Below are 25,990 nucleotides of genomic sequence, written 5' to 3'. Positions count from 1 at the left end.
GTGGTACGCCAGCGCGACGAGTTGGCTACTAGAGTGGTCTCACGGTGCTGAATCCATCGCGGTGAAAGCACGATGGACAACGAGCCGCCGGCGCAGCAGTCGAGGGAGTGCACATGTTTGAAAGGTTCACCGACCGCGCGAGGCGGGTGGTTGTGCTGGCTCAAGAAGAAGCCAGGATGCTCAACCACAACTACATCGGCACCGAGCACATCCTCCTGGGTCTGATCCACGAGGGTGAGGGTGTCGCCGCCAAGGCACTGGAGTCACTGGGCATCGCCCTGGAGGGCGTGCGCCAGCAGGTCGAAGAGATCATCGGCCAGGGCCAGCAGGCGCCGAGCGGGCACATCCCGTTCACGCCGCGCGCCAAGAAGGTGCTGGAGCTGTCACTGCGCGAAGCGCTGCAGCTCGGCCACAACTACATCGGCACCGAGCACATCCTGCTCGGCCTGATCCGCGAGGGCGAGGGCGTCGCCGCGCAGGTCCTGGTCAAGCTGGGAGCGGACCTCAACCGGGTCCGCCAGCAGGTGCTGCAGCTGCTCTCGGGCTACCAGGGCGGCAAGGAGTCCACCGAAACCGGTTCCGGCCGCGGTGAGGGCACCCCGTCGTCGTCGCTGGTCCTCGACCAGTTCGGCCGCAACATGACCGTGCTCGCCCGCGAGGGCAAGCTCGACCCGGTCATCGGGCGCGGCAAGGAGATCGAGCGGGTCATGCAGGTGCTGTCCCGCCGGACCAAGAACAACCCGGTGCTCATCGGCGAGCCCGGCGTCGGCAAGACCGCCGTCGTCGAGGGCCTCGCGCAGAGCATCGTCAAGGGCGAGGTGCCCGAGACGCTCAAGGACAAGCAGCTCTACACGCTGGACCTGGGCTCCCTGGTCGCCGGCTCCCGCTACCGCGGTGACTTCGAAGAGCGCCTGAAGAAGGTGCTCAAGGAGATCAAGACCCGCGGCGACATCATCCTGTTCATCGACGAGCTGCACACGCTGGTCGGGGCGGGTGCCGCCGAGGGTGCGATCGACGCGGCTTCGATCCTGAAGCCGATGCTCGCCCGCGGTGAGCTGCAGACGATCGGCGCGACCACGCTCGAGGAGTACCGCAAGTACATCGAGAAGGACGCCGCCCTCGAGCGCCGGTTCCAGCCGATCCAGGTCGGCGAGCCGTCGCTGGAGCACACGATCGAGATCCTGAAGGGCCTGCGTGACCGGTACGAGGCGCACCACCGCGTCTCGATCACCGACTCGGCGCTGGTCGCCGCCGCGACCCTGGCGGACCGGTACATCAACGACCGGTTCCTCCCGGACAAGGCGATCGACCTGATCGACGAGGCCGGCGCCCGGATGCGCATCCGGCGGATGACCGCGCCGCCGGACCTGCGCGAGTTCGACGAGAAGATCGCGAACGTCCGCCGCGACAAGGAGTCCGCGATCGACGCGCAGGACTTCGAGCGGGCCGCCCGCCTGCGTGACGAGGAGAAGACCCTCCTCGGCCAGAAGGGCGAGCGGGAGAAGCAGTGGAAGGACGGCGACCTCGACGTCGTCGCCGAGGTCGACGACGAGCAGATCGCGGAGGTGCTGGCCAACTGGACCGGCATCCCGGTGTTCAAGCTGACCGAGGAGGAGACCACCCGGCTGCTGCGCATGGAGGACGAGCTCCACAAGCGCATCATCGGCCAGGAGGACGCGGTCAAGGCCGTCTCGCAGGCGATCCGCCGTACGCGGGCCGGTCTGAAGGACCCGAAGCGCCCGTCGGGCTCGTTCATCTTCGCCGGCCCGTCCGGTGTCGGTAAGACCGAGCTCTCCAAGGCGCTGGCGGCGTTCCTGTTCGGCGAGGACGACGCGCTCATCCAGATCGACATGGGCGAGTTCCACGACCGCTACACCGCTTCGCGGCTCTTCGGTGCCCCTCCGGGCTACGTTGGCTACGAAGAGGGCGGCCAGCTGACCGAGAAGGTGCGGCGCAAGCCGTTCTCGGTGGTCCTGTTCGACGAGATCGAGAAGGCGCACCAGGAGATCTACAACACGCTCCTGCAGGTGCTGGAAGACGGCCGCCTGACCGACGGTCAGGGTCGCACGGTCGACTTCAAGAACACGGTCCTCATCTTCACGTCCAACCTGGGCACCTCGGACATCTCGAAGTCCGTCTCGCTCGGGTTCGCCGGGTCCAACGACACCGGCACCCGGTACGAGAAGATGAAGCAGAAGGTCAACGAGGAAATGAAGAAGCATTTCCGCCCGGAGTTCCTGAACCGGATCGATGACATCATCGTGTTCCACCAGCTGACGCAGGACCAGATCATCATGATGGTCGACCTGATGATCGGCCGCGTGGAGAAGCAGCTCAAGGCCAAGGACATGGAGCTGGAGCTGACCGGGAAGGCCAAGGCCCTCCTGGCCAAGCGCGGCTTCGACCCCGTCCTCGGCGCCCGCCCGCTGCGTCGCACGATCCAGCGGGAGATCGAGGACCAGCTGTCGGAGAAGATCCTCTTCGGCGAGGTCGAGCCCGGCCAGATCATCCTGGTCGACGTCGAGGGCTGGAGCGGCAACCCGGAGGACAAGGACGACCAGGCGAAGTTCACCTTCCGCGGTGAGCGCCGTCCGTCGTCCATCCCGGATGCCCCGCCGGTGAGCATCGGCGCCGGTCACGAGGAGCAGGGCGGCGAAGCCGAAGGCGAGTGATCTCGGTTCGCCTGAGTAACGCCGGAAGGGCGGTTCCCCACTGCGGGAGCCGCCCTTTCGGCGTGCTGGGCTTTCGCCTGGCTCGGCTTCGTGAGGCAGCCAGACCGAGCCGGCGCGGCGGAGGGGCGGCACCGTCTCGGCCGCCGAACGGGACTCTGCCTGAGGGAAGCGGCGCCTCTCGCCCGTGAGACGATGCCCGCGGGCTTGGGAGGGGACCGCTGTGGACGTGCTGTCGATCGACTTCGGGACGTCCAGCACGGTCGGTGTCCTCTCCGCCTTCGGCCGCGGGCCGCGGGCCATCGAGGTCGATGGGTCCGCCACCATGTCTTCCGCCGTCTACGTCAACGATGACGGCCTGCTCGTCGTCGGGCAGGACGCCGAGCGGCGGGCGCGGCTCGATCCCAGCCGGTTCGAACCCAACCCCAAGCGGCGCATCGACGAAGGCCACTTGACGCTCGGCCAGGCCGACATCGCCATCGCCGACGCCTTCGCCGCGGTTCTGCGCCGGGTCGGCGAGGAAGCCGGACGGCAGCTGGGCCGTCCGCCCGCGCAGACGCGGATCGCGCACCCCGCCGGCTGGGGCGCCGACCGGCAGGAAGTCCTCCGGGCCGCCGCGGTGAAGGCCGGGCTCGCCGACGTCCGGCTGATCCCCGAGCCGGTGGCCGCCGCCGCGCACTACGCGAGCCTGGGGGGCCGGGCCAGGGGGCCCATCGGCGTCTACGACCTCGGTGCCGGCACCTTCGACTGCGCCGTCGTCGGCGTGACGCAGCAGGGCTTCACCGTGCTCGCCGAGGACGGCCTGCCCGACCTCGGCAGCCTCGACATCGACCAGGCCTTGCTCGTCCACATCGGCCGCTCGGTCTCGCACGCCGATCCGGCGCAGTGGCAACGCCTCCTGCGCCCGCAGACCACCGCCGACCGCCGCTCCCGGCGGGCCCTGCTGCAGGACGTCCGCGACGCCAAGGAAAGCCTCTCGCGGCACGCGCGGACCCACGTGCCGATGCCCGAGCCGTTCGGCGACGTCCTCGTCAGCCGGGACGAGCTCGAAGCGCTCGTGCGGCCCAGCCTGCTGCGCAGCGCCGAACTGCTCGCCGCGACGATCGGCCGGGCCGGGCTGAGTCCCGCGCAGCTCGCCGGTGTCTACCTCGTCGGCGGACCGAGCCGGATGCCGCTGCTGGCCGCCCTGCTCGGCCGGCAGCTCGGCGTCGTGCCGACCACGCAGGACCAGCCCGAGACGGCCGTCGCGTTCGGACTGCACCACGTTCCGCTGGGTGCCACCACCGATCTCACCCTGCCCGCGTTCGCGCCCGTCCGCCCGACCGTGACGCCGCCGCGGCCGCAACCCTGGCAGCAGGCCGTCCGGCCGTACGCGCCGCCGCAGCCGCCACAACCCAAGCCGCGCAAGAGGAACAAGGCGCTGCTCATCGCGCTCGCGGTGCTCGTGGTGGTCGCGATCACGACGGCCGTCGTGATCCTCCTCGCGAGCAGAAGCGAATCGGCTCAGTCCACAGTGGACTGCACGACGACGGCGCAGCGCGACCAGGCGGGCTTCACCCCCTGCCTGCGTTCGCTGGCCGGTTCGGTCCCGGACCGGGGCACTTGCAGGGCCATCGACCACATCGGCCAGCTGCTGCGCGCCCAGGTCGCGGTCATCTGCGACGTCACCGGCGGCAGCGTCAGCTACTACCAGGGCGAGACCGTCGAAGAGTTCGGGCCGATCGCGAAGCTGCCGACCCCCGGCAGCGTCGTCGAGCGCGGCACCTGGGACGGCGGCGGGCTGCACGGCAAGTACGTCGCCGGCCCCGGCATGTCCTCGTCGATCGTGCTCTTCGGCGCGGACGGCCGCCGGGCGTTCGCGCTCTTCAGGGCGCGCGAGGCCCGTCCCAACCAGGACCTGATCGCCTTCTTCACCCGCGAGCTCAAGCCGGCCTGACGGCTGACCAGGTCTGGTCGACCCGCATGCCGCCGAACGGGCGAATCTCGTCCGTGCGGGCCGTCTTCGCTGCTCCTCCCTGCATGAGCACAATCACCGAACCTCGCGCGCCGACCGTGCGGAGCCGGTTGCGCGACGCGAAACGCTTTTCCTGGACCGGATTCGCGGTCACGGTGGGGGCGTCGCTGCTCGGCACGCTCGTCCCGGCCGCGATCGGGGCCGGCCCGGACGCGACGCTGGTTTCGACGCTGGTGGTCACGGTGCTGGCGGCCGGCGGGTTCACCGCCAAGGACGGCAGCGCCCGCGGCATCAAGGCGATCGCGATCGTGCTGCTGGCGGCGGGCGCGCTGGTCCTGACGGTGACCGGGGTGACCGTGCTCGACCTCGTGCGGGGGCGCCCGGCGACGTTCCCCGGCGTGCCGGAAGCGGCCGCCGATGCCCGGGTGATCGTGCCGGAGGCGGTCCCGTGCGGCGCGGCACCCGTGCACACGACGACGACCTGCGTGGTGGCGGTCCGCAGCGTGGGCGCGAGCGCGCTGCGGGTCAGCGGGATCGAGGTGGACAGCCCGGACTTCGCGGTGGACGCGAGCGCGTGCGTCGGCCACGACGTCGCGCCGGGGCGGCGGTGCACGCTGGTGGTCAGCTTCACCCCGGGCCTGCCCGGCGACCGCGTCGCGGATCTGACGATCCACCACAACGTCCCGGGCCCGGCGGCGTTCGTCGAGCTCACCGGCCGCGGCGGTTAGGTGCGGGTCAACCGCGCCCCCGCGGCGAAGGCGATCCACGCTTGCAGGATCCCGAACGCGAGGGCCGTGACCAGGACCGGCGGCGCGTGGACCGACGCGGCGGCGCCTAACGGTTCGACGAGGACGACCGGCAGCAGAAACGCCCCGGTCAGCACCCGGCGTCGCGGCTCGATGCCGGCGATGGACAGCACCGGCCACAGCGCGAAGCCGGCGAACAGCGCCGTGCCCACGACGAGCGCCGGAACCCAGAAGATCGCCCCCAGGCCGCACATGCTTTCGGGGTAGATCGCGCGCTCGGCCGCGCAGGTCCGGTTCATGTACGTGCTGACCACGTGCGCGAACGCGCCGATGCCCGCGCCGGTCAGCAGGGCCGTGACGCCGACGGTCAGCACCGCTCCCGGCCTCGCCCAGACGTCGCGGTCGCTGCTCAATGCTCGGTGCCCGCGCTGATCGCCAGGTCCTCGGTGACCGCCGACGCCGTGTCCGCCAGGACTTCCAGCGCGCCCGCGATCCGGGGCACGCTCAACGAGGGTGCGGACTCGCCGGCGGCCGCGACCTGCTCGGGGCTGAAGGGGACGTGCACGAAACCGCCGCGCACGCCCGGGAATTCCGTGGCCAGCAGGTGCATCAGGCCGTAGAAGACCTGGTTGCACACGTACGTCCCGGCGGTGTGGGAGACCGCCGCGGGCACGCCCGCGGCGCGGATCGCCGCCACGCACGCCTTCACCGGCAGGGTCCCGAAGTAGGCCGCCGGGCCGTCCGGGACGACCGGGGCGTCCACCGGCTGCGCGCCGGCGTTGTCCGGGATGCGGGCGTCGATCAGGTTGATCGCGACCCGCTCCGGGGTCACCTCGGACCGGCCGCCCGCCTGGCCGACGCAGATCACGAGTGCCGGCCGGTGCTCGCGGAGAGCCCGCCGCAGCGCGGGCAGCGACGCCGCGAACTCGCAGGGCAGTTCGACCGCGGCGACGTCGTCCCGGCGCGCGGCGAGCAGCGAAACCGCCTGCCACGACGGGTTCACCGACTCGCCGCCGAACGGCGCGAACCCCGTCATCAGCACCCTGGCCATGCCGTCCTCCCGAAAGCCGTGAAGGCCACCTCCGGAACTTTACGTTCCTCGAGGTGGCCTTCACGGACGATCAAGCAGCGGGCTTGAGCCCACCCGGGTAGAGGTACTGGTCAGCGGGCTTGCCGGTGCCGTACACCCACGCGTCGAAGAAGCCCTTGAGGCTCCGGTGCGCGACGAGTTCGGTGTAACACTGGAACTCCTGCATGCTCGCGTTCCCGTCGCGGTGCAGCGACGGCCACGTCTTCAGCACGAAGCCGAACGCCGCTTCCCCGATGTAGTTGCGCAGCGCGTGCAGCATCATCGGGCCCTTCGAGTACACGTACGTGAACTCGTTGCCGGCACCCATGTCGTAGAGCTTGCCGTCCCAGAACCTCGCCGACGCCTTCTTGACGTTGCCGGCGTACTGCGTGTTCAGGTCGACGCCTTCCTTCGCCTCGTCCCACAGCCAGGTGGCGTAGGAGGCGAAGCACTCGTTGAGGCAGACGTCGCGCCAGTGCGCGACCGCCACCGAGTCGCCGTACCACTGGTGGGCGTTCTCGTGGACGATCGTCGGCACCGTGCCGGCCCAGCCCGCGGAGTAGATCGGCCGGCTCATCGTCTCCAGCGAGAAGCCGATCTGCTCGTTGAGGAAGATGCCGCCCGCCGCGTCGATCGGGTACTTGCCGAACTTCGACTCGAGGAAATCGAGGATCTCCGGCAGCCGCGCCTCGGCCTGCTTCGTCGAGTCGGGCACGCCCGGGGCGAACGCGCTGACGATCGGGGTGCCGTCCTTGCGCTTCTGGCGGTCGAAGGTCCACTTGTCGATCGCGACCGTCGTCATGTACGGCACGATCGGCGTTTCCTCGGCCCACACGTGCGTGGTGCCGCCCGGCGCCTTGACCGAGCCGCGTTCGCGGCCGTTGGCGATCACGCCCCACTCGTCGGGCACGGTGATCGCCAGGTGGAACGTGGCCTTGTCGAGCGGGGTGTCGTTGACCGGGTACCAGGTGGTGGCCGACTTCGGCTCGCCGGCGACGAACGCGCCGCCCGCCTTGGCGTACTGCCAGCCGTTGTCGCCGAGCGACGGGTCGCTGATCGCCGCGGGCACGCCGTGATAAGCGATCTTGACCTTGAAGTGCTGGCTCCGCCACAGCGCCCGCGACGGCGTGATGACCAGCTCGTGGTCCCCGGTCCGCGCGAACTTCGCGTCGCGGCCGTCGACCTTCACCGAGTCGACGGTCAGGCCGCGCAGGTCCAGGTCGAACGAGCTGAGCGACTGCGTCGCCCGCGCGGAGATCTCCTGGTTCCCGGTGAGCTGGTGCGACGCCGGGTCGTAGGTGACCTTGAGGTTGTAGTCGGCGACGTCGTAGCCGCCGTTGCCGTCCTGCGGGTAGTAGCTGTCGCCCGCGCCGTCGCTGCCGGGTTTTGCCGGGCCCCAGCCTTCGCCCGCGGCGGCGACGCCGGCGCCGAGGCAGAGACTGGCGACCACGGCGGCCGCCACCACGACCGGTTTTTGTCCCCTCATGAACGCTCCTGTCCGTGTCAGGTGGACCTCGCCCGCAACGTATCGCCACCAACGGGCGCTCCGGGAGACTGCGTCGCATTTGTCCGGATAATCAGCACTTCCGTCGCCCCGGCCCGTCGTTGCCCCGCCGTCTGGAAAGCTGGACACATGCGCGTTGCGCTGCTGGGCCCGCTGCGGGCGGCGGAAGACGACGGCACGCCGATCGACATCGGCGGCGCCCGCCTCCGCATGCTCCTGGCCAGGCTCGCGCTCGACGCCGGGCGCGCCGTCCCGGCCGACGCGCTGGTCGACGGGCTCTGGGGTGCCGAACCACCGGCGGACGCGGCCAATGCCCTGCAGTCACTGGTCTCGCGGCTGCGCAAGGCACTGCCGGTGGCCGTCGAATCCGGGCCGGGGGGCTACCGGCTCGCGCTGGCGGCCGTCGACGTCGACGCCGAGCGGTTCGAACGGCTGGCCGCGGAAGGCCGCCGCGAGCTGACCGCGGGCCGCGACGCCCACGCCGCCGACCTGCTCACCGAGGCCCTCGCGCTGTGGCAAGGCGCCGCGCTCGCCGACGTCCTCGACGCGCCGTTCGCGCCGGCACCGGCCCGGCGGCTCACCGAACTGCGGGCCGAGGCGGCCGAAGACCGGTTCGAAGCCCTGATCCGGCTGGGCGAGCACGCCGGTGTCCTGGCCGACCTGACCGCGGCGGCCGACGCCGACCCGCTGCGCGAACGGCTTGCCGGGCTGCGGATCCGCGCGTTGTGCGCCGCCGGACGGCAGTCGGAAGCGCTGGGCGTCTACGCCGGGCTGCGCCGCACGCTGGCCGATCAGCTCGGCGTCGATCCCTCGGCGGAACTGCAGGAGATCCACGTCGCCGCGCTGCGCGGCGAGTTCGCGCCGCCGTCACCGGTGGCCGACCGCCTGCCGACCCGGCTGACCACGTTCATCGGCCGCGACGACGAGCTCAAGCTGCTGGCCGAGCTGCTCGGCGGCGCCCGGCTGGTCACCCTGGCCGGTCCGGGCGGGGCGGGCAAGACCCGGCTCGCCACCGAAGCCGCGTCGCGGCACCCGGCGCACCAGCAGGGCCGCGTCTGGTTCGCCGCGCTCGCCGGCGTCCGTGACCCCGGCGACGTCGCCGGCGCGCTGCTCGGTGCGCTCGAGGTCCGTGACATCCGCACGGAGACCGAGGTCCACCGCCGCCAGCCGGACCCGGTGGGACAGGCCGTCGAGGTGCTCGGTGGCGGGGAAGCGCTGCTGGTGCTGGACAACTGCGAGCACGTCGTCGACGCCGCCGCCCGGCTGGCCGACGAACTGCTGCACCGGGTGCCGAAGCTGCGGATACTGGCGACCAGCCGCGAGCCGCTGGCGATCACCGGGGAGGCGCTGTGCCCGCTCGGCCCGCTGCCGGTGCCCGCGGAACGCGCCGCGCCCGCGGAGGCCGCCGAACTCGACTCGACCCGGCTGTTCCTCGACCGGGCGGCCGCCGTCCGGCCCGACTTCGTGCTGGACGAGTCCACTGTGGACCAGGTCGGGGAGATCTGCCGCCGGCTCGACGGGATGCCGCTGGCGCTGGAGCTGGCCGCGGCGCGGCTGCGGTCGATGACCGTGACCCAGATCGCCGGACGGCTCGGCGACCGCTTCCGGCTGCTCACCTCGGGCAGCCGCACGGCCCTGCCGCGGCAGCGGACGCTGCGCGCGGTCGTCGAGTGGAGCTGGGACCTGCTGACCGAGGCCGAGCTGGTGCTGGCCCGGCGGCTCGCGGTGTTCACCGGCGGCGCCGAGCTGAAGTCGATCGAAGCCGTCTGCGCGGACGAGCGGCTACCCGCCGCCGACGTGCCGTACGTGCTCGGCAGCCTCGTCGAGAAGTCCATAGTGGACACCGTGGACGCCGGGAACGGTGAGCCGCGGTACCGGATGCTCGAGACGCTGCGGGCGTACGCCACCGAGCGGCTGGTGGAGTCGGGCGAACACGACCGGGCGCGCCGGGTGATGGCGTCCTACTACGCCGAGTTCGCCCAGCGGCTGGAGCCGGTCCTGCGCACCGCCGAGCAGCTGACGGCGATCGACGCGTTCGAAGCCGAGAGCGCGAACATGATCGCGGCCCTGCGCGGTGCGATCGAGATGTCCGATGTGGACAACGCGATCGCCCTGCTGGACGGGATGTTCTGGTACTTCACCATTCTCGGCCAGGGTGGCCGGGTCGGCAGCCTGATCCGCGACACCCTCGGGTTCGGCGACCGGCTGCCCGCCCAGGTCAACGCCGCCTACCGGGCACTCCTGTACCTCATGGACACGATCCCGGTGCGAGCGGACCGGACCGAAATCGTGGCGCTGGTCGACGACTGCGTGCGCACCGGCGCGGTGGACCGCTACCCGGGGCTCGCGGTGGCCCTGCCGATGCTGGCCTTCCTCGGCGGCAATCGCGAGGTCGCCATCCGGGAGGTGCGCCGGGCCGAACAACACCCGGACCCGTGGACCCGCGCCGGCGGGTACTGGGTGGACAGCTTCCTGCTCGACGACGAGGGTGACGTCGAGGGCGCCGACCGGGCACGCGACCTGGCCCACGCCGGGTTCGAGGCGATCGGCGACCGCTGGGGCATCGCCATGACGCTGAGCTTCAAGGGCTATGCGCTGTCCCAGGACGGCGAGAGCGCGAAGGCCATCGAGATCTACCAGCGGGGCCTGGCGCTCTCGATGGAGCTGCGGTCGCACGAGGACGCCGTGCAGCACTGGTGGCGGCTGGCCGTCGAACGCGCGCGGGCCGGGGACTTCGCCGGTGCCTGGCGCGACCAGGAGGCGGCGGAGCGCTACGGCCAGAGCATCACGAACCCGCAGCAGCGCGCCATGCTGATGTTCGGCCGGATCGAGCTGCTGTTGCGCACGGGCGAGCCGGTCGGAGCGCGGGCGCTGCTGGACCGCGTCGCCGCGCTCGGTGGCGACGACTGGTTCCCCGGCGGGATCGGCGACGAGTGGATACACGCGTTCGAGGCCAGGATCCTGATGGCCCAGGACCGCATCGACGAGGCCGTACCGCACATCGCCATCGCGATCCGGGCGACGAACCAGCGCGGCGACATGCCGGACATGGCTGGGGTGGTGGAACGGCTGGCGATGATCCGCGCGGGGCAAGGCCGGTTCGAGACGGCGGTCCGGCTGCTCGCCGCGTCCGCTGTCGTCCGCGGGCGGCTGGACCTCGGCAGTCCCGAGGTGCGGGCGCTCATCGCCGACCTCCGCGTGGCGCTCCCGGACTACGACACCCGTTACGAACAGGGCCGGGCGGTGTCCAAGGAGGACGCGATCGCCTGGCTCCTGACGGACCTCGGCTGAACGCGCTGAAGGGCACCTTCCCCGCAGCTGATGCGAAGAAGATGCCCTTCAGCGTCCCCTGGCGCGACTCACCCCCGTGCGTCCGCGCCTCACACCCGCCGGCGGTAGGCCCAGGTGGCCAGCGGGAAGAACACGATTACGGCACCGGCCATCCAGGCCAGCGCCCCGGCCAGCGGGCCGGCGACGGCGCCGCCGTTCATCAGGCCGCGCAGCGCGTTCGCCATCAGGCTGACCGGGCTGATGTCCGCCCACGCCCGCAGCCAGCCCGGCATGGTGGACGTCTGCACGAACACGTTGCTGCCGAACGTCAGCGGCATGATGAAGACGAACATCAGCGCCTGCGCCGAGCCCGGCGACTTCATGAGCATGCCGACGAGCACCGAGCTCCAGCAGAAGCACAGCCCGAACGCCAGCGCGAGCAGGATCGCCACCGCGAATTCGCCGGGGCTGGTGGCGATCCGGTAGCCCATGATCGTCGCCACGACCATCAGCACCGTCAGGCACACCACGTACCGGACGACATCCGCCAGCACCGCGCCGATCAGGGGCGCCGAGCGGGCGATCGGCATGCTGCGGAACCGGTCGAACACGCCCTTGCTGACGTCGGTGTTGAGGTTCGTCCCCACCGTGAGGCACGCCTGCAGGATGTTCATGACCATGATGCCGGGCACGACCATCTGCAGGTAGGCGTCGGTCGAGCCGGACAGCGCGCCGCCGAACAGGTAGACGAACATCACCAGGAAGATGATGGGCATCAGCGTGACGTCGGCGAGCTGCTCGGGGTTCTTGCGGATCTTCAGGATCCCGCGCCACGCCAGCGAAAGCGCGTGCTGGAACCCCTTGCCGGGGCTGATGTGCCGCGGCGGGGCCGGGCGGTCGAGGGCCAGCGTCGTCATGCCAGGCTCCCTTCGAGGTCGCGGGTGGTGTCTTCGGTGGACTCGTCGGCGGGGTGCCCGGTCAGGGCGAGGAACACCTCGTCGAGGCTGGGCAGCCGCAGCGCCAGCTCGTCCGCGGTGATCCCGGCTTCGTCCAGCTTGCGGACCAAAGTGGACAGCAGCACCGGGTCGTTGACCGGGGCGGTCAGCAGTCCGCTCCCGTCGTCGCGGGTCGGCCGGACGCCGGAGAGGTCACCGAGGATCCGGTTGACGGCGTCCATGTCGGACAGCCGGGTCGGCCGCACCTGCAGCGTCTGCCCGCCGACGCGGCGCTTCAGCTCGTCGGCCCGGCCGTCGGCGACGACCCGGCCGTGGTCGAACACGGTGATCTTGTCGGCCAGCTGATCGGCCTCCTCCAGGTACTGCGTGGTCAGCAGCACCGTCGCGCCCTCGGCGACGAGGCCGCGGACGACGTCCCAGACTTCGTTGCGGGCGTGCGGGTCGAGCCCGGTGGTCGGCTCGTCGAGGTAGAGCACCTCGGGCCGGCCGACGAGGCTGGCCGCCAGGTCGATCCGCCGCCGCATGCCGCCGGAGTACGTCCGGATCGGCCGCTTGGCCGCCTTGGTCAGCTCGAACCGCTCGAGCAGCTCGGTGGCCCGCGCCTTGGCCTGGGCGCGGGAATGGCCGTACAGCCGTCCGATGAGGACGAGGTTCTCGAGGCCGTTGAGGTCCTCGTCGACCGACGCGTACTGCCCGGTCAGCCCGATCAGGCTGCGGACCCGCACCGGGTCCGCGACCACGTCGTAGCCGCCGACCGTGGCTCTCCCGGCGTCCGGTTTCATCAGGGTCGCCAGGATCCGGACGGCGGTCGTCTTGCCCGCGCCGTTCGGCCCGAGCACCCCGACCACCTGGCCGAACGGGACCTCGAGGTCCACCCCGTCCAGCGCCTTGGTGTCCCCGAAGTGTTTGACCAGGCCCTCGGCCTGGATCGCGTGCGACATGGGCGTCCTCCTTTGCTGTCGCGTTGAGCTGAACTCTGGACGGCCGCGCTGGTAGCCCGCGCACAGCGCGCTGTCAGCGGCTGGCAGCCGCTGGTGGAGATCTTGTGGAGGACTTGTCGGAGCCCGGGCCGCGCGGCGCCGGGCTGGGCATACTCGGCAGCATGGTGCTTGCGGAAGAGACGCGGTCCCGGCGGAAGAATCCGCTGGTCACAGGCCTGCTGGTGGTGCCGGTGGTGCCTCTGGCGGTGCTGGCGGCGCTGCGTTTGATCGGCTTCGACGGTGACTGGTACACCCTCATCGCGTTGTCGCTGACGCCGTACGCGGCGGCCGCGGGGCTGCTGCTCGGCGGCGTCGCGCTGGCGCTGCGGCGGTGGTGGATCGGCGGGGTCGCGCTGGTGCTGGCGATCGCGCTGGCCGTCCTCGTCGTCCCGCGGCTGTCGGCGAGCGACCAGCGCGACCTGCACGGCAAGACCCTGCGCGTCCTCTCTTCGAACCTGCTCTACGGCCAGGCGGACGCGAAGGCCGTCGTCAACCTGGTGCGCGAGCAGCGGATCGACGTGCTCAACCTGGTCGAGATGACCCCGCGCGTCGTCGACCGGCTCACCGCGGCCGGGCTGTTCGACCTGCTGCCGTACCGGGTGCTGCATCCCGCGCCCGGCGCGTTCGGCTCGGGGATCGTGTCGCGCTTCCCGCTGAAGGAGGTCAACCTGTCCGGTGACTCGGCGGCCAAGCAGCCGGGCGCCGAGGCCGACCTCGGCGACGGCGTGGTGGTGGAGATCGTCGCCGTCCACCCGATCTCCCCGGACGTCGACACCCCGCAGTGGGAGCGCGAGATCAAGGACCTCTCGCGCCCGGCGGGCGAGCACGGCCTCCGCATCCTGGCCGGCGACTTCAACGCGACGCTGGACCACGTGGCGTTCCGCACGGTGCTGGCCCGCGGCTACCGCGACGCGGCGGAGGAGCGCGGCGAGGGGCTGACTCCGACGTGGCCGTCCTCGCTGCCGGTGGTGACGATCGACCACGTCGTGGTGGACAACCGGGCGGCAGTGCTGGACTACCGGGTGTTCGACGTCCCGGACAGCGATCATCGGGCCGTCTTCGCCGAAGTCCGCCTGCCGTGAACGGTTCGCTGGCAAGCTGACCGGTATGCGAAGACTCGTGCCGCTTGCCCTGGTCCTGCTCGTCGCCGCCGCCTGCGGGGAGCCCGCGGCCTCGACGGCGGACGGCCCGAGGAGTGCCCTCGGCTTCGCGGCGCACGCCGGCGCGGTGCAGTTCCCGGCCGACGGCGACTGGGTGGCCTCGAACGTCGGGCTGAAGGCCCTGGTTCCGGTGGGCGGGTGCGTGCTGGGCCTCGGCAACTATTCGAACGGCTACCGCGATGTCAACGCGAACTGGACCGGCGACGCGGGCTGCACGACGTTGCGGATCGACCCTGGCGTCGGCACCGGCGGATCCGGCCCGGAAGCGATCAGGGGCGGCTGGCGCGGCGGTGGCCTGCCCGCGGTGGCGTCGGTGCCCGGGCCGGCCGGCTCGGTGATCGGCGTCCACTCGAAGTTCGCCCGCCGGGACGCCGACGGCACGGTCACCGAGCTCGGTGACCTGCGCGGTCAGCGCGAAACGACGGCGTTGGCGCGTTCGGGCGGCAACCTCGTGGCCGTCGGCACGGCGTTCCTCGACGGGCGGACGACCCGGCCGGTGGCGTGGGTGTCGGACAACGAAGGCGAGACGGAACGCACGGTCGTCATGCCGGTCACCGCCGGGGTGGACGGCGCTAACGGGCCCTGGTCGGTGGCGGCGGCCGGGCCGGAACTGCTCGCCGCCGGGTTCTCCGGACCGCACCTGCAGATCTGGGCGTCCCACGACAGCGGCGGCAGCTGGACGGTGTCGGAGCTGCCGACGCCGTCGCCGGATGAAACGCTGGTGTACGGGATCCTGCCCGTCGGCGGGCAGTGGTTGCTCTACGGGGAGGTCTCGAACGGCTTCTCGCGGAAACCGTTCGTGCTCACCGGCAAGCCGGGCGCGTGGTCCACAGTGGATACTCCGGGTCCCGGCGGGATCGTGGCGGGCACGCTGGACGCGCACGGCACTCCGGTGCTGGCCGGGCAGGATACCGAACCACTGCAGGACAAGCAGAACCGGCGTTACTGTTCGTCCGTGCTGGTCCGGGCCGGCCAGGGCTGGCAGCGTGGGGAGCTGGGCTGCTCCGAATCCCCGGTGCGGGTGGCGGCGACCCTGGCCGACGGCCGGGTGCTCATCGCCGGGAACCGCGATCTCTGGCTGCGGCCAGCGTCGTGAGCGTTTCGAGGGCGCCGGCCGCGATCGACACCCCGCGGCCGTGGCGGATCTCCGGTTCTCGCGGGTTGATGCGGATCAACGCCCCGGTCGCCGCGCTGGCCAGTTCGGCGTAGCGGCGGACCGTCGGGACCGCCTGTCCCGCGCCCAGCTCCACGACCACGAGGTCGCGGGCCGTCCGGCGCCACGCCGTCAGCTCGTCGAGCTGGGCCTGGCTGCGGTCCGGTACCCAGTCGTGGTCGCCGAACATCAGGATGTTGGGCCGTGCGAGCCCGCCGCAGCGGGGGCACGACGGCAGCGGCGGCACCGCGCGCATCGTTTCCGGGTCGATCGACACGGTGACGCCGTCAGCCGGCCAGATGTCCGGCGAGCAGCCGGCGAGGCACTGCAGGTGGTGGATCGAGCCGTGCGCCTCGGCGACGAACCCGAAGCCCGCCCGCTGGAACTGGCCGTCCACGTTGGACGTGAAGGCCCGGACGCCGCCGGGCAGTTCCGCGCCCAGCGAGAGGAGCAGCCGGAAACCGTCGTGTGGCACCGTGTTCCGGTACAGCTGCAGCCGGTGGCCGTAGAAACCCCAGGCCAGCTCGGGGTCGTCGGCGAAGTGTCGTGGGTCGGCGAGCTCCTCGAACCGCAGCCCGAGCCGGGCGTACGGCGGATACGCGCGCCAAAACCCTTCTCCGCCACGGAAATCGGGCAGGCCGGAGTCGACGCCCATGCCGGCGCCGGCGCAGATCAGGAGCGCGCCGGCGCTGTCCAGGAGCTCCGCGGCCCTGGCGAGCTCACTCACCCGGCTTCGAGCCGAGGACGACCTCGAACTCCAGGAGGTTCGCCCCGGTGGACACGGGCTTGGCCCGCTCGCCCGAGTGCGCCGCCGCGGCCGGGCCGCCCGTCGCCCACGCCTGGTAGTGCTCCTCGGTCTCCCACTTCGTGTACACGAAGTAGCGCGTCTCGCCGGAAACCGGCCGCAGCAGTTCGAACCCGAGGAAACCCGGCTGCTGGTCGACCGCGTGCATGCGGGCGGCGAACCGCTTCTCCAGCTCGGGTCCGGCACCCTCGGGAACCTCGATCGCGTTGATCTTCACGACACTCATGGCTCCAGACTAGTTGGCTGCCGGGTGTGATCCGTGCCACTGTGGGAGACATGGGGAGCATCGAGCGCGACCTCGCCACCGATATCGCCCGGATCGTCCGTGCCACCGCCGACGAGGTGGCGGGCGGTCAGAAGAACGAACTGATCGGGCGCGTGACCGGGCACCTGGGGGCACCGCTGCCGGAGGTGGTGGTCGTCACCCGCAACTGGCCGATGTGGGAGCACGCCAACATCCAGCGCGGGGTCGACGCCTACCTCGCCGAGCACGGCACGGCCGTGGCGTGGTTCGGCATCGCGGGCGGCCAGCGCACGCACGAAGACCTGATCGGGATGCTCGCCATCGCGCGCAGGCAAGGGATGTACGAACTCGGCGCGGTGGACTACACGACGACGGCGACCGGTCCGGACGACGCGACCGAAGCCGTCCAGCTGGGGCTGGTCGGCACGAGCGCGCCGGGCGGCGAGCCGGTGCTGCTCGCCATCCGCGGCGCGACCCCGCAGTGGGGGCTCGAGCAGTGCCGGCTGGAGGTCCTCGCGACGTCGCGGGCGACGGCCACCGAAGTGCGCGACCGCGTCGAGCGGCTGATGGCCGAGCACGACCTCCTGCGGGGGCAGGTGCTGGCCTTCGGCACCAGCGAGCACCGCGGCAACGAGCTGCTCACGTTCCTGCCGCGGCCGAGGCTGACCGGCGAGGAGGTCGTGCTGCCGGACGGTGTGCTCGACGCGATCGAGCGGCACACGATCGGCATCGCCGAACACGGAGAGCGGTTGCTGGCCGCGGGCCAGCACCTCAAGCGCGGGCTGCTGCTGCACGGCCTGCCCGGCACCGGCAAGACGCACACGGTCCGCTACCTGATGGGCCGCCTGCCGGACACCACGGTGATCATCCTGACCGGCACGGCGATGAAGCTCGTGGGCAAGGCCGCGGAGCTGGCACGCCGGCTGCAGCCGAGCGTGGTCGTGCTCGAGGACGTCGATCTGATCGCGCAGGACCGCAGCTACGGGCCGATGGTCCAGCCGCTGCTGTTCACCCTGCTCGACGCGATGGACGGCGTGGGCGGCGACGCCGACGTCACGTTCCTGCTCACCACCAACCGGGCCGGCGAGCTGGAGAAGGCTCTCGCGGACCGCCCGGGCCGCGTCGACCTCGCGGTCGAGATCCCGCTGCCGGACGCGGCCGGGCGCGAAGCACTGCTTCGCCTGTACTCGCGTGGTCTGGAGCTGACGGCGGACCTCGGCCCGATCGTCGAGGCGACCGCGGGGATCACGGCATCGTTCGCGAAGGAACTCATGCGGCGAGCGTCGTTGCGGGCACTGGGCGCGCGTCCGGACGAGGACGTCGTCATCGGCGACTTGGAGCTGACGACGGCCTTGCGGGAGATGAAGAACGCGCGGAGTGCGCTGACGCGGTCGTTGCTGGGCAGTTCAGCTACGCAGTGAGCCGGGGAAGAGGTCGGCGTCGGCCGGGAGCTTCGTGCCGCGGAACCAGGTGTCGAAGAACGGCCGCAGGTTCTTGCCGTCGATCCGCGTCGCCATCGCCTCGAAGTCGCTCCAGGTCGCGTTGCCGTGGCGGAACCGGGACGGCCACTCGCGCAGCAGCCGGCCGAACGCGGGGTCGCCGATTTCGCGGCGCAGGGCGTGCAGCGCCAGGATGCCCTTGTTGTAGACGCCTTCGAACTCGTGCCCCTGACCCATACCGACCAGCTTCTGCGCCCAGAAGTCGGTGCTGGCGTGGGTGATCTCGATGGCCGCGCGGTAGCGGTCGTCCAGGTTCTGACCCTCGCGCTCGGCCCACAGCCACTGCGAGTACGACGCGAAGCACTCGTTCAGGCAGACATCGGACCAGTCCCGCAGCGACACCGAGTCGCCGAACCACTGGTGGGCGTTCTCGTGCACCAGCGTCGGCAGGTCGGCCCACTTCGCGTACGTCGGCCGGGTCTGCGTCTCGAGCGAAAAGGGGACGTCCTCGTTCAGGAAGATGCCGCCCGCCGCCGACTGCGGGTACGGCCCGAACTTGGTGGCCAGGAAGCCGAGCACCTCCGGCAGGCGGTCGCCGATCGCGCGGCGGGCTTCGGCGCCCGGCGCGTACGCCGAGACCACCGGGGTGCCGTCCGGCAATGTCGACCTGTCGACACCGAACTTGCCGATGGCGATCGTGGTCAGGTAGCTCGCGACCGGGTTGGCCTCGGTCCAGGTGCCCGGCGGGCCTTCACGGCCGTTGGAGACGACGGTCCACCCGGCCGGGACGTGCGCGGTGAGCGTGAAGGTGGCCTTGTCGCGCGGGGTCTCGTTCACCGGGTACCAGAACGCCGCCGAGTGCGGCTCGCCGACCATGTAGGCGCCGCCGTCGGCCGAGTGCTTCCAGCCGTTCTCGCTGCCGCCGTCGCGCGGGGTCTTCGCCGGGTCGCCGCCGTAGGTCACCCGCGTGCGGAAGGCCGTCCCGGCCCGGATCGGTTCCGGCGGTGTGACGACCAGCTCGAACGCCTTCTCGCGGCTGAACCGCGCCGGCTTGCCGTCGATCTCGACGCGGTGCACGTCCAGTCCCCGCAGGTCGAGGTCGAACCGGCTCAGGTCCTGGGTGGCCTTCGCGGTCACCGTCGTGTCGCCGTCGAGGTGCCCGCTCGGGGGGTCGTACCTGACGTCGACCTGGTAGCCGAGGGCGTCGTAACCGCCGTTGCCGTCGTCCGGGTAGTACGGATCGCCGGCCCCGGACGCGCCCGGAAGCGGGTGCAGGGGCGGCGGTGGGGGCGCCGCCGTGACGGCGTCACCACCGCACGCCGCGGCGAGGATCACCGCGGCGCTGACGGCGAGGGCGGTGAGTCGGCGGCGCATGCCAACCACCATAGGTGATGGATTGCGATCACTTCGTCACGTTCCGCACCAGGGGTTTTGTGGTTAGGTGGCCCCGTGCTCTGTTTCGGCGGCAGCGGTGTGCCGATCGTTCTGCTGCACGGCCTGATGGGCCGGGCGCGGACGTGGTGGCGGGTCGCGGAGTGGCTCCGGCCCTACGGCGCGGTGTACGGCCTGGACGCGCGGGGCCACGGCAACGGGCCGCGCGTCGGGCCGTGGACGACCGAGCGCTTCGCCGACGACATCGCCGAAGCGCTGCGGACGCTCGACGCGGGCCCGGCGGTGCTGATCGGGCACTCGATGGGTGGCCTGCACGCGTGGGCGACCGCCGCGCGGTACCCGGAGCTGGTGCGCGCGGTCGTGTCCGAGGACTTCGCGCCGGACCAGCGCGGCCGGACCGTGGAGACCTGGCGCGGGTACTTCGAGAGCTGGCCGGTCCCGTTCAAGTCGCTCGACCACGTCCGGGAGTTCTTCGGCGACGCGGGCGAGTACTTCGCGGACTGCGTCGAGGAACGCGAGGACGGCTTCCACCTGGTCGCGGACCTCGAGGACCTGTACGTCATCGCCGCCGAATGGGGCCGCCGGGACTACTGGTCCGTGGTCGAGGCGATCCGCTGCCCGTTGCTGCTGGTCGAGGGCGAGCACACGGCGATGCCGCCGGGCCAGCAGGCGCTCGTCGCCGGCCGGGTCCCGGGCGCTCGCCACCTCGTGGTGCCGGGCACGGCCCACCTGCCGCACGACGAGGCCCCGGAGACCTACCGCGGCGCCGTCGAAGCCTTCCTCTCCCAGGTCCTGGCCCGCTGACGGCGAGAGGGACGGTGCACCGTGCGCGCCGTTGAGCCCGGCGCACCGACCCCCTCGCCGTAGCTTTCACGTGAAAGCGCCCACCTGGGGGCGGCACTTTCACGTGAAAGTGCCGCTTTGTCAGGTGCGGGCGAGGTCCGCTCGCCAGGCCGCCGTCGAGCGGCCGGACGGGACGATCAGGGGCCAGACGTCCGCGCCGAGGAAGCCGGTTTCGCCGGCCGCGCGCGCGGCCCGGCAAGTGTCGCGCGGCAAACCGGCCTGAACGGACAACGCGGTCACCGCGTCCTTTGTGGACTGCCCGAACACGCCGTCGGCGGGTACGCCGAAGCCGGACGCGCGCAGGAACTGCTGCGCCAGCTGGACCTTCTTGCCCGTGTCGCCCGGCTTGAGCAGCGGCCACCCGGCCTCGGAACGCGCCACCGCGACGCCGAGGACGCGGCCGACGGCGGTCCGCAGTTCGGGCAGCCGGTTGTAGAGCACCTGGCCGGGACACTCGGTCGAGTTGAAGTCGCGGTGGCCCTTGATGAACTCCGGGGCGATGCCGTACTGGTGCGCGATGTAGGCGACGAGCGACACCAGCGAGTTCCACAGCGCCGGCGGCACGTCCACCGTGCTGTACAGGCCTTCGTTCTCGATGCCGATGACCTCGCTGTTGTGGTTCCCGACGTTCGCGCCCTGCACGTGCCGCGTGCCGCCGCGCAGGATCTCCAGGCTGCGGTGCCTGCCTTCGGTGAGGTACCCGCCGCGGCTGTTCGTGAACTGCTGGCCGCTGTCGATCCAGCCGTTCTTGTCCATGTGCAGGTTCTGGATGAACCGCGAGACGTAGAACGCGCGCGCCAGCGAGAAGTCGTCGTTCATCGGCGGGTCGACCGCGTGGTGCACGACGATGTACGTCGGCTTGTGGTTCTCCACCACGATCGTGCCCGTGGCGGGCCGGGCGCCCCACTCGGACGTCGGGTGGATCGTCGGAGCAGGCACGGCCGCCGTGGCCGTCCCCGTGGTCGTCATCCCCAGTGCGCCGGCCGCGGTCGCGGTCACCCCCGCCTTGAGCAGGGTCCGGCGGTCAACAGTGACCATACGTGAAACGGTAACTCCGGAACGCGCCAATGACAACTATTGACCAACTTTGGTTGTAGCGCGTTAGTGTTCACCTGGGAGGGCGAAGAGGCCGTCGCGGGTCTGCTCGAGCAGGCCGTCGACCAGCAGGGAGTCCAGGCAGCGGTCGCGCTGGCCGACGTCGTGCCAGACGAGGTCGAGGCGGGCCTTGTCGACCGGGCCTTCGGTGCCGCGCAGCACGTCGAGCAGCCGCCCGCGGACGTACCGGTCGGTGCCCGCGTACCGCTGCACCGGCTTGGCCGGCCCGGCGTACTCGGGTCGCCCGGCGTGCTGCCACGCGCAGTCGGCGTAGATCGGGCAATCGGCGCATTTCGGGGCGCGCGCGGTGCAGATCAGCGCGCCGAGTTCCATGATCGCGGCGGAGAACTTCGCGGCCGGCGCGTCTTCGGCAGGCAGCAGCGCCTCGACGTCGGCCATGTCCCGGGTGTTGGACGCGGGTCCGGCGTCACCGGCCCCGTGTACCGCCCGCGCGACGACCCGCCGGACGTTCGTGTCGACCACCGGCGCGCGGCGCCCGTAGGCGAACGCGGCGACGGCGCGCGCGGTGTAGGCGCCGATGCCGGGCAACGCGAGCAGAGTGTCCACATCGGACGGAACGATGTCCCCGTGCTCCTCGGCGATGACCCCGGCGGCCTCGTGGAGCCGCAGGGCGCGCCGCGGGTATCCGAGCTTGCCCCACGCCCGGACGACCTCGCCCTGGGATGACGCGGCCAGCGCCGAGGGCACCGGCCAGCGCGCCATCCACTCGTGCCAGATCGGCTGCACGCGCGCGACCGGCGTCTGCTGCAGCATGATTTCGCTGACCAGGACGCCCCAGGCCGAGCAGGCAGGCTCGCGCCATGGCAGGTCCCGGCCGTGCGTGGAGAACCAGTCGAGCAGTACGTCAGCGTCCACAGCCACGCGGGGAGGCTACTTCACCTCGGCCAGGCGCTCGCGCGCCACTTCCTCCGGAGCGGGCATGGCGGCGATCTCCTCGGCCAGCGCATGGGCCGCGTCGCGGAGGGAAGGCGCTTTCCCGGCCTGTTCGGTCACGGCGTCCGCGCTCAGTTCGCCGGGCAGGAGACGCAGTGCGGCACCCGCGGCGAGGAGCGTTTCGGCGTTGGCGAACTGGTCGGCGCCCTGGGGCAGGACCAGCTGCGGGACGCCGGCGGCGAGCGCGCCGAGCGTGGTGCCGCTGCCGCCGTGGTGCACGACGAGATCGGCGTGCGGCACCACCGCCGCCTGCGGCACCCAGGCCCGCAGGGTGACGTGGTCCGGCACGGGGCCGAGGTCTTCGGGAGGCACCCGTCCGGTGGCCACCACGAGGGGCACGCCGAGGGGGGCCAGCCCCCGGATTGCCGTCGTGAGCACCTCCGGGGTGCCGAAGGCGGTGCCGAGGGTCAGGTAGATCAGCGGCCCCCGGAAGTCGCCCGGCTCGGAGAACGGAACGGGACGCAGGGGGATGCGCCCGGCGGTCGCGAGGAAGTCCGCCTCCTGCAACGACGGCGGGCAGATGTCGAGGTGCACGCCGCCGTCGGGGCGCTCGAACCCGATGTCGCGCGGGAACATCCGGCCGAACCCGTGCCAGAGCGCCGGGATCCCGGCGCGCCGCGCCGCGACGGCCACCTCCGGGACGCCCCACCCGTGCACGACCAGGTCCGGCCGCAGCCGCGCCAGGTCCGGCTCGAGATCCTCGGCGTAGATCTCGTAGAACGAATCCGCGGGCCGGAACGGGTTGAGCCCGAGCCGCCGCAGCGGCGGGTGGACGTGCTCACCGGCGGCGAAGTGCACTTCGTGCCCGATGTCCCGCGCCGCGAGCGCGAGCGGGACCATCGGGTACGTGTGGCCGGCCGACGCGAGCCCGGCAAAGAGGATGCGCATGCTCTTCCCATTCGGATGTCCAGAACATCTGAATGGGAACGATAGCCTACTGGACCTCGGTGAGCTTCCCGGTCTTCACGTCGTAGACGAAGCCGCGGACGTTCTCCGTGTGCGGCAGGTAGGCGCTGCGCCGCACCCGCTCCACCGACGTCCGGACGCTGTTCTCGACGTTGCGGAACGCCTCGACCGACCACGTCGGCCGCAGCCCGGTGTCGCTCTCGAGCTCGTCCTTGAAGTCGTCCTCGGTGACCATCGAGAGGCCGCACTCGGTGTGCTGGACGATCAGCACCTCGCGGGTGCCGAGCTTGCGCTGCGAAAGGGCCAGCGAGCGGATCATGTCGTCGGTCACCACGCCGCCGGCGTTGCGGAGGACGTGCGACTCGCCCTGCAGCAGGCCGAACAGCTCGAACACCCGGATCCGGGCGTCCATGCAGGTCAGGACGGCCACCTGCAGTGACGGCTTCGGGGACGACCGGTCACCGGGCGTGACCTCGCCGAGTTCCTGGTTGCGCTTGAGCAGTACGTCGATCGAGGTCATCGGTCACCTTCCGGCCAGTGGCCCCGCGGCGCGGGCGTACCCCTCCATTTGACCGGGTCAGTGCCCCGTTGAGCAACGCGGTACGGGCAATGTCACTGGGCAACGTAGTACGAGCAATGTCACGAGGTCAGCCCCCGAACCACGGCTCCTCGACCGTCCGCGGCGGCGCCGACGTCCGCCCGATGCGCAGCTCGGTCGGCAGGGTGATCGTCTTGGGCGCGCTGCGCTCACCCGAGCTGAGCAGCAGCCGCCCGGCCGTCTTGCCCTTCTCCAGGACCGGCTGGTGGACCGTGGTGAGGCCGATCCGCTCGGCTTCGGCGATGCCGTCGAAGCCGGTGACGGTGAGGTCCTGCGGCACCCGCAGCCCGCGCCGCTCGGCCTCGGCCATGGTGCCGAGCGCGAGGATGTCCGAGGTGCAGATCACCGCCGTGATCTGCGGGTACGCGTCCAGCAGCTGGCGGGCCGCGGACGCGCCGTCGTCCACCGTGTGGTCGAACCGCTCGACCACCGGGACACCCGCCCAGTCGACGCCCGCCGCCGAGAACGCGGCAGCCAGCGCCTCCAGCCGGGTGCGCTGCACGTGGAAGTGCGCGCCGCTCTGGCGCGTCGCGGAGACGAAGTCGTCGTTGCGTTCGCGGGCCAGCCGCATGCAGATCACGCCGACCTGCCGGTGCCCGAGGGAGACCAGGTGCTCGGCGATCTTGCCGACCGCGGCGGCGTCGTCCGGGCCGACGCGGTCGATGCCCTCGATGCTCGGCTGGTCGATGATCACCGTCGGCACCGGCCGCTCCAGCACGGCGGCCAGGTGCGGGTCGTCGTCCGGCACGGAGTAGACGACGAAGCCGTCGACGCCCGCGCGGTGCACCGCGGCGACGTCTTCGCGGCCCGGGCTGGCCGGCACGAGGTGCAGGCCGACGCCGGCGTCTTCGCAGGCCAGGGCCAGTCCTTCGAGCACGCCGACGGCGGCGGGGTCGCGGAAGGCGTAGGAGAGGTTCTCGGTGAGCAGCAGGCCGACCGCACCCGCCCGGCGCGTGCGCAGGGAGCGGGCGACGGGGTCGGGTCCGGGGTAGCCGAGCCGCCGCGCGGTCTCGAGGACCCGGCGGCGCAGTTCCGGGGACAGCTGGTCCGGCCGGTTGTAGGCGTTGGACACCGTGGTCCTGGACACACCGAGCTCCGCCGCGAGCGACGCCAGTGTCGCCTGCCTCCGGGTGCGAATAGGACGTCCCATCAGCAAACCGTAACGGTTCAGATCGGTTTCCTGAAGAGACACTCCGCGTGGTCGATGTCTCGATCCGCATGCGCGGAGGTGCATACACCAAAGCGGCAGCTGCTGGACAGAAAGTCATCCGGATGGGGTAAGGTGAATCTGACAACGGTTTCCATTAGCAGTTCAGTGTCCTTCAGGGAGAGTTCTTCAGATGAGTTCCCGCCGCACCAGGAGCGTGCTCGCCGCCGCTTCGGCCCTGTCCGTGTTCGCTTTGGCCGCGTGCTCCGGCGGGACCTCCTCCGACGGCGGCGGCGCGCAGGCGGGCAGCGACGGCAAGATCGAGGTCGTCGCGTCGACCGACGTCTGGGGCAGCGTGGTCAGCGCCGTCGGCGGCGACCAGGTGGCGGTCAAGTCGATCATCCACGACCCGTCGGCCGACCCGCACTCGTACGAGACGACGGCGGACGACGCGCTCGCGGCGAAGGGCGCGCAGCTGCTGCTGTCCAACGGCGGCGGCTACGACGAGTTCTTCGGCAAGCTCACCGGCCAGGCGGGCGACGCCAAGAAGCTCGTCGCCTACGACATCGCCGCGACCGGCGACGAGAACGAGCACGTCTGGTACGACCTGCCGGGCGTCGGCAAGGTCGCCGACCAGCTCGCGGCCCGGCTCGGCGAGCTCCGGCCGGCGGCGAAGCAGCAGTTCGACGCCAACGCGACCGCGTTCAAGGCGAAGGTCGACGCGCTCGAGAAGCGGCTCGGCGAGCTCGGCGCCACCCGCCCGGGCACGAAGGTCGTCGTCACCGAGCCGGTCGCGCACTACCTGCTGGCGAGCGCGAAGATCACCGACGCGACGCCGAAGGCGTTCTCGGACGCGGTGGAGAACGACACCGACGTCCCGGCCGACGCCGTCGGCGCCTACCGGCAGCTCATCGCGACCAAGCAGGTCAAGGCCCTGATCAACAACGCGCAGACGGTGACGCCGCTGACCCAGGACGTCGTCGCGCAGGCGAAGGCCGCCGGTATCGGCGTGGTGGACGTGACCGAAACGCTTCCCGCGGGTGTGACGGACTACATTGGCTGGATGACCGGGGAAGTCGACGAGCTGGCTGGGGCGTTGAAGTAGC

Annotated in this window: 22 protein-coding genes; 9 read left to right on the top strand and 13 right to left on the bottom strand. The window is 71.5% G+C overall.

Features of this window, described 5'->3' with window-relative positions; genetic code table 11:
- Positions 1 to 113: 113 nt before the first annotated feature.
- The 3 genes from AB0F15_RS10520 to AB0F15_RS10510 all read left to right on the top strand — a co-directional run bounded on the left by AB0F15_RS10520 (position 114) and on the right by AB0F15_RS10510 (position 5,351).
- Positions 114 to 2,672, top strand: a complete 2,559-nt coding sequence (locus AB0F15_RS10520; protein ID WP_360268316.1) for an ATP-dependent Clp protease ATP-binding subunit — start codon at positions 114 to 116, stop codon at positions 2,670 to 2,672.
- A gap of 220 nt (positions 2,673 to 2,892) precedes the next feature.
- The gene (locus AB0F15_RS10515; RefSeq protein WP_360268313.1) at positions 2,893 to 4,605 is read left to right on the top strand and encodes an Hsp70 family protein; all 1,713 of its coding nucleotides are present in this window, start codon (positions 2,893 to 2,895) and stop codon (positions 4,603 to 4,605) included.
- Between the two features lie 83 nt (positions 4,606 to 4,688).
- The gene (locus AB0F15_RS10510; RefSeq protein WP_360268310.1) at positions 4,689 to 5,351 is read left to right on the top strand and encodes a hypothetical protein; all 663 of its coding nucleotides are present in this window, start codon (positions 4,689 to 4,691) and stop codon (positions 5,349 to 5,351) included.
- Here AB0F15_RS10510 and AB0F15_RS10505 read toward each other — a convergent pair.
- The 3 genes from AB0F15_RS10505 to AB0F15_RS10495 form a co-directional block, all read right to left on the bottom strand.
- Positions 5,348 to 5,782 carry a hypothetical protein gene (locus AB0F15_RS10505; protein ID WP_360268308.1) on the bottom strand — a complete coding sequence of 145 codons (435 nt, stop codon included), beginning with the start codon at positions 5,780 to 5,782 and terminating at the stop codon, positions 5,348 to 5,350. The two genes, AB0F15_RS10510 and AB0F15_RS10505, sit on opposite strands and share 4 nt — an antisense overlap.
- Positions 5,779 to 6,420 (bottom strand): pyroglutamyl-peptidase I, encoded by a 642-nt coding sequence (gene pcp / locus AB0F15_RS10500; RefSeq protein WP_360268305.1) that lies wholly within the window; start codon positions 6,418 to 6,420, stop codon positions 5,779 to 5,781. The genes AB0F15_RS10505 and pcp overlap by 4 nt, the downstream gene beginning before the upstream one ends.
- A gap of 70 nt (positions 6,421 to 6,490) precedes the next feature.
- Positions 6,491 to 7,924 carry a M1 family metallopeptidase gene (locus AB0F15_RS10495; protein WP_360268302.1) on the bottom strand — a complete coding sequence of 478 codons (1,434 nt, stop codon included), beginning with the start codon at positions 7,922 to 7,924 and terminating at the stop codon, positions 6,491 to 6,493.
- 147 nt (positions 7,925 to 8,071) lie between these two features.
- On the opposite strand from AB0F15_RS10495, the gene AB0F15_RS10490 reads away from it, so the two are divergent.
- Complete coding sequence (locus AB0F15_RS10490) at positions 8,072 to 11,233, top strand: BTAD domain-containing putative transcriptional regulator (RefSeq protein WP_360268299.1); 3,162 nt, start codon at positions 8,072 to 8,074, stop codon at positions 11,231 to 11,233.
- A gap of 89 nt (positions 11,234 to 11,322) precedes the next feature.
- Here AB0F15_RS10490 and AB0F15_RS10485 read toward each other — a convergent pair whose 3' ends face one another.
- Together AB0F15_RS10485 and AB0F15_RS10480 are read right to left on the bottom strand one after the other, a co-directional pair.
- Positions 11,323 to 12,129 carry an ABC transporter permease gene (locus tag AB0F15_RS10485; RefSeq protein WP_360268296.1) on the bottom strand — a complete coding sequence of 269 codons (807 nt, stop codon included), beginning with the start codon at positions 12,127 to 12,129 and terminating at the stop codon, positions 11,323 to 11,325.
- Positions 12,126 to 13,109 carry an ATP-binding cassette domain-containing protein gene (locus AB0F15_RS10480; protein WP_360268293.1) on the bottom strand — a complete coding sequence of 328 codons (984 nt, stop codon included), beginning with the start codon at positions 13,107 to 13,109 and terminating at the stop codon, positions 12,126 to 12,128. Before AB0F15_RS10480 ends, AB0F15_RS10485 begins: the two co-directional genes overlap by 4 nt.
- Positions 13,110 to 13,213: 104 nt before the next feature.
- Between AB0F15_RS10480 and AB0F15_RS10475 the strand changes: the two genes are divergently transcribed.
- Both AB0F15_RS10475 and AB0F15_RS10470 read left to right on the top strand, forming a co-directional pair.
- Positions 13,214 to 14,230: an endonuclease/exonuclease/phosphatase family protein gene (locus tag AB0F15_RS10475; RefSeq protein WP_360268291.1), complete on the top strand. Its 1,017-nt coding sequence runs from the start codon at positions 13,214 to 13,216 to the stop codon at positions 14,228 to 14,230.
- 25 nt (positions 14,231 to 14,255) lie between these two features.
- Positions 14,256 to 15,404 carry a hypothetical protein gene (locus tag AB0F15_RS10470; protein WP_360268289.1) on the top strand — a complete coding sequence of 383 codons (1,149 nt, stop codon included), beginning with the start codon at positions 14,256 to 14,258 and terminating at the stop codon, positions 15,402 to 15,404.
- Here AB0F15_RS10470 and AB0F15_RS10465 read toward each other — a convergent pair.
- Both AB0F15_RS10465 and AB0F15_RS10460 read right to left on the bottom strand, forming a co-directional pair.
- Positions 15,361 to 16,188: a Sir2 family NAD-dependent protein deacetylase gene (locus tag AB0F15_RS10465; RefSeq protein ID WP_360268286.1), complete on the bottom strand. Its 828-nt coding sequence runs from the start codon at positions 16,186 to 16,188 to the stop codon at positions 15,361 to 15,363. The two genes, AB0F15_RS10470 and AB0F15_RS10465, sit on opposite strands and share 44 nt — an antisense overlap.
- A complete protein-coding gene (locus tag AB0F15_RS10460) occupies positions 16,181 to 16,492 on the bottom strand; it encodes an antibiotic biosynthesis monooxygenase (protein WP_331663276.1) in 312 nt (103 codons plus the stop codon). Before AB0F15_RS10460 ends, AB0F15_RS10465 begins: the two co-directional genes overlap by 8 nt.
- Positions 16,493 to 16,542: 50 nt before the next feature.
- On the opposite strand from AB0F15_RS10460, the gene AB0F15_RS10455 reads away from it, so the two are divergent.
- Positions 16,543 to 17,931 carry an ATP-binding protein gene (locus AB0F15_RS10455; protein WP_360268282.1) on the top strand — a complete coding sequence of 463 codons (1,389 nt, stop codon included), beginning with the start codon at positions 16,543 to 16,545 and terminating at the stop codon, positions 17,929 to 17,931.
- Here the strand turns inward: AB0F15_RS10455 and AB0F15_RS10450 are convergent.
- Positions 17,917 to 19,323 carry a M1 family aminopeptidase gene (locus AB0F15_RS10450; RefSeq protein WP_360268279.1) on the bottom strand — a complete coding sequence of 469 codons (1,407 nt, stop codon included), beginning with the start codon at positions 19,321 to 19,323 and terminating at the stop codon, positions 17,917 to 17,919. The genes AB0F15_RS10455 and AB0F15_RS10450 overlap by 15 nt on opposite strands.
- 75 nt (positions 19,324 to 19,398) lie before the next feature.
- On the opposite strand from AB0F15_RS10450, the gene AB0F15_RS10445 reads away from it, so the two are divergent.
- Positions 19,399 to 20,145 (top strand): alpha/beta hydrolase, encoded by a 747-nt coding sequence (locus tag AB0F15_RS10445; protein ID WP_360268276.1) that lies wholly within the window; start codon positions 19,399 to 19,401, stop codon positions 20,143 to 20,145.
- Positions 20,146 to 20,265: 120 nt separating this feature from the next.
- Here the strand turns inward: AB0F15_RS10445 and AB0F15_RS10440 are convergent, their stop codons facing one another.
- The 5 genes from AB0F15_RS10440 to AB0F15_RS10420 form a co-directional block, all read right to left on the bottom strand.
- Complete coding sequence (locus AB0F15_RS10440) at positions 20,266 to 21,222, bottom strand: N-acetylmuramoyl-L-alanine amidase (protein ID WP_360268273.1); 957 nt, start codon at positions 21,220 to 21,222, stop codon at positions 20,266 to 20,268.
- A gap of 63 nt (positions 21,223 to 21,285) precedes the next feature.
- The gene (locus AB0F15_RS10435) at positions 21,286 to 22,161 is read right to left on the bottom strand and encodes an A/G-specific adenine glycosylase (RefSeq protein ID WP_360268270.1); all 876 of its coding nucleotides are present in this window, start codon (positions 22,159 to 22,161) and stop codon (positions 21,286 to 21,288) included.
- Between the two features lie 9 nt (positions 22,162 to 22,170).
- Complete coding sequence (locus AB0F15_RS10430; protein ID WP_360268267.1) at positions 22,171 to 23,121, bottom strand: nucleotide disphospho-sugar-binding domain-containing protein; 951 nt, start codon at positions 23,119 to 23,121, stop codon at positions 22,171 to 22,173.
- Between the two features lie 46 nt (positions 23,122 to 23,167).
- Entirely contained in the window at positions 23,168 to 23,659 is a 492-nt protein-coding gene (locus AB0F15_RS10425) for a carbonic anhydrase (RefSeq protein ID WP_013230422.1), read from the bottom strand.
- A gap of 127 nt (positions 23,660 to 23,786) precedes the next feature.
- Complete coding sequence (locus AB0F15_RS10420; protein WP_360268264.1) at positions 23,787 to 24,887, bottom strand: LacI family DNA-binding transcriptional regulator; 1,101 nt, start codon at positions 24,885 to 24,887, stop codon at positions 23,787 to 23,789.
- A 190-nt stretch (positions 24,888 to 25,077) separates the two neighbouring features.
- On the opposite strand from AB0F15_RS10420, the gene AB0F15_RS10415 reads away from it, so the two are divergent.
- The gene (locus AB0F15_RS10415) at positions 25,078 to 25,989 is read left to right on the top strand and encodes a zinc ABC transporter substrate-binding protein (protein ID WP_360268261.1); all 912 of its coding nucleotides are present in this window, start codon (positions 25,078 to 25,080) and stop codon (positions 25,987 to 25,989) included.
- The last annotated feature ends 1 nt before the right edge of the window (position 25,990 follow it).

It is taken from the genome of Amycolatopsis sp. NPDC026612 (genome assembly GCF_040638285.1).
Taxonomy (GTDB): Bacteria; Actinomycetota; Actinomycetes; order Mycobacteriales; family Pseudonocardiaceae; genus Amycolatopsis.
The sequence above is the reverse complement of the archived record's forward strand: the minus strand, read 5'-3'. Positions and strand labels throughout refer to the sequence as shown.

What these genes read in the sequence shown, in the direction of transcription:
- AB0F15_RS10520 (WP_360268316.1), top strand. Translation starts at nt 114, where the DNA reads ATGTTTGAAAGGTTCACCGACCGCGCGAGGCGGGTGGTTGTGCTGGCT.
- AB0F15_RS10510 (WP_360268310.1), top strand. Translation starts at nt 4,689, where the DNA reads ATGAGCACAATCACCGAACCTCGCGCGCCGACCGTGCGGAGCCGGTTG.
- pcp (WP_360268305.1), bottom strand. Translation starts at nt 6,420, where the DNA reads ATGGCCAGGGTGCTGATGACGGGGTTCGCGCCGTTCGGCGGCGAGTCG.
- AB0F15_RS10495 (WP_360268302.1), bottom strand. Translation starts at nt 7,924, where the DNA reads ATGAGGGGACAAAAACCGGTCGTGGTGGCGGCCGCCGTGGTCGCCAGT.
- AB0F15_RS10490 (WP_360268299.1), top strand. Translation starts at nt 8,072, where the DNA reads ATGCGCGTTGCGCTGCTGGGCCCGCTGCGGGCGGCGGAAGACGACGGC.
- AB0F15_RS10485 (WP_360268296.1), bottom strand. Translation starts at nt 12,129, where the DNA reads ATGACGACGCTGGCCCTCGACCGCCCGGCCCCGCCGCGGCACATCAGC.
- AB0F15_RS10480 (WP_360268293.1), bottom strand. Translation starts at nt 13,109, where the DNA reads ATGTCGCACGCGATCCAGGCCGAGGGCCTGGTCAAACACTTCGGGGAC.
- AB0F15_RS10470 (WP_360268289.1), top strand. Translation starts at nt 14,256, where the DNA reads ATGCGAAGACTCGTGCCGCTTGCCCTGGTCCTGCTCGTCGCCGCCGCC.
- AB0F15_RS10460 (WP_331663276.1), bottom strand. Translation starts at nt 16,492, where the DNA reads ATGAGTGTCGTGAAGATCAACGCGATCGAGGTTCCCGAGGGTGCCGGA.
- AB0F15_RS10455 (WP_360268282.1), top strand. Translation starts at nt 16,543, where the DNA reads ATGGGGAGCATCGAGCGCGACCTCGCCACCGATATCGCCCGGATCGTC.
- AB0F15_RS10450 (WP_360268279.1), bottom strand. Translation starts at nt 19,323, where the DNA reads ATGCGCCGCCGACTCACCGCCCTCGCCGTCAGCGCCGCGGTGATCCTC.
- AB0F15_RS10440 (WP_360268273.1), bottom strand. Translation starts at nt 21,222, where the DNA reads ATGGTCACTGTTGACCGCCGGACCCTGCTCAAGGCGGGGGTGACCGCG.
- AB0F15_RS10430 (WP_360268267.1), bottom strand. Translation starts at nt 23,121, where the DNA reads ATGCGCATCCTCTTTGCCGGGCTCGCGTCGGCCGGCCACACGTACCCG.
- AB0F15_RS10425 (WP_013230422.1), bottom strand. Translation starts at nt 23,659, where the DNA reads ATGACCTCGATCGACGTACTGCTCAAGCGCAACCAGGAACTCGGCGAG.
- AB0F15_RS10420 (WP_360268264.1), bottom strand. Translation starts at nt 24,887, where the DNA reads ATGGGACGTCCTATTCGCACCCGGAGGCAGGCGACACTGGCGTCGCTC.
- AB0F15_RS10415 (WP_360268261.1), top strand. Translation starts at nt 25,078, where the DNA reads ATGAGTTCCCGCCGCACCAGGAGCGTGCTCGCCGCCGCTTCGGCCCTG.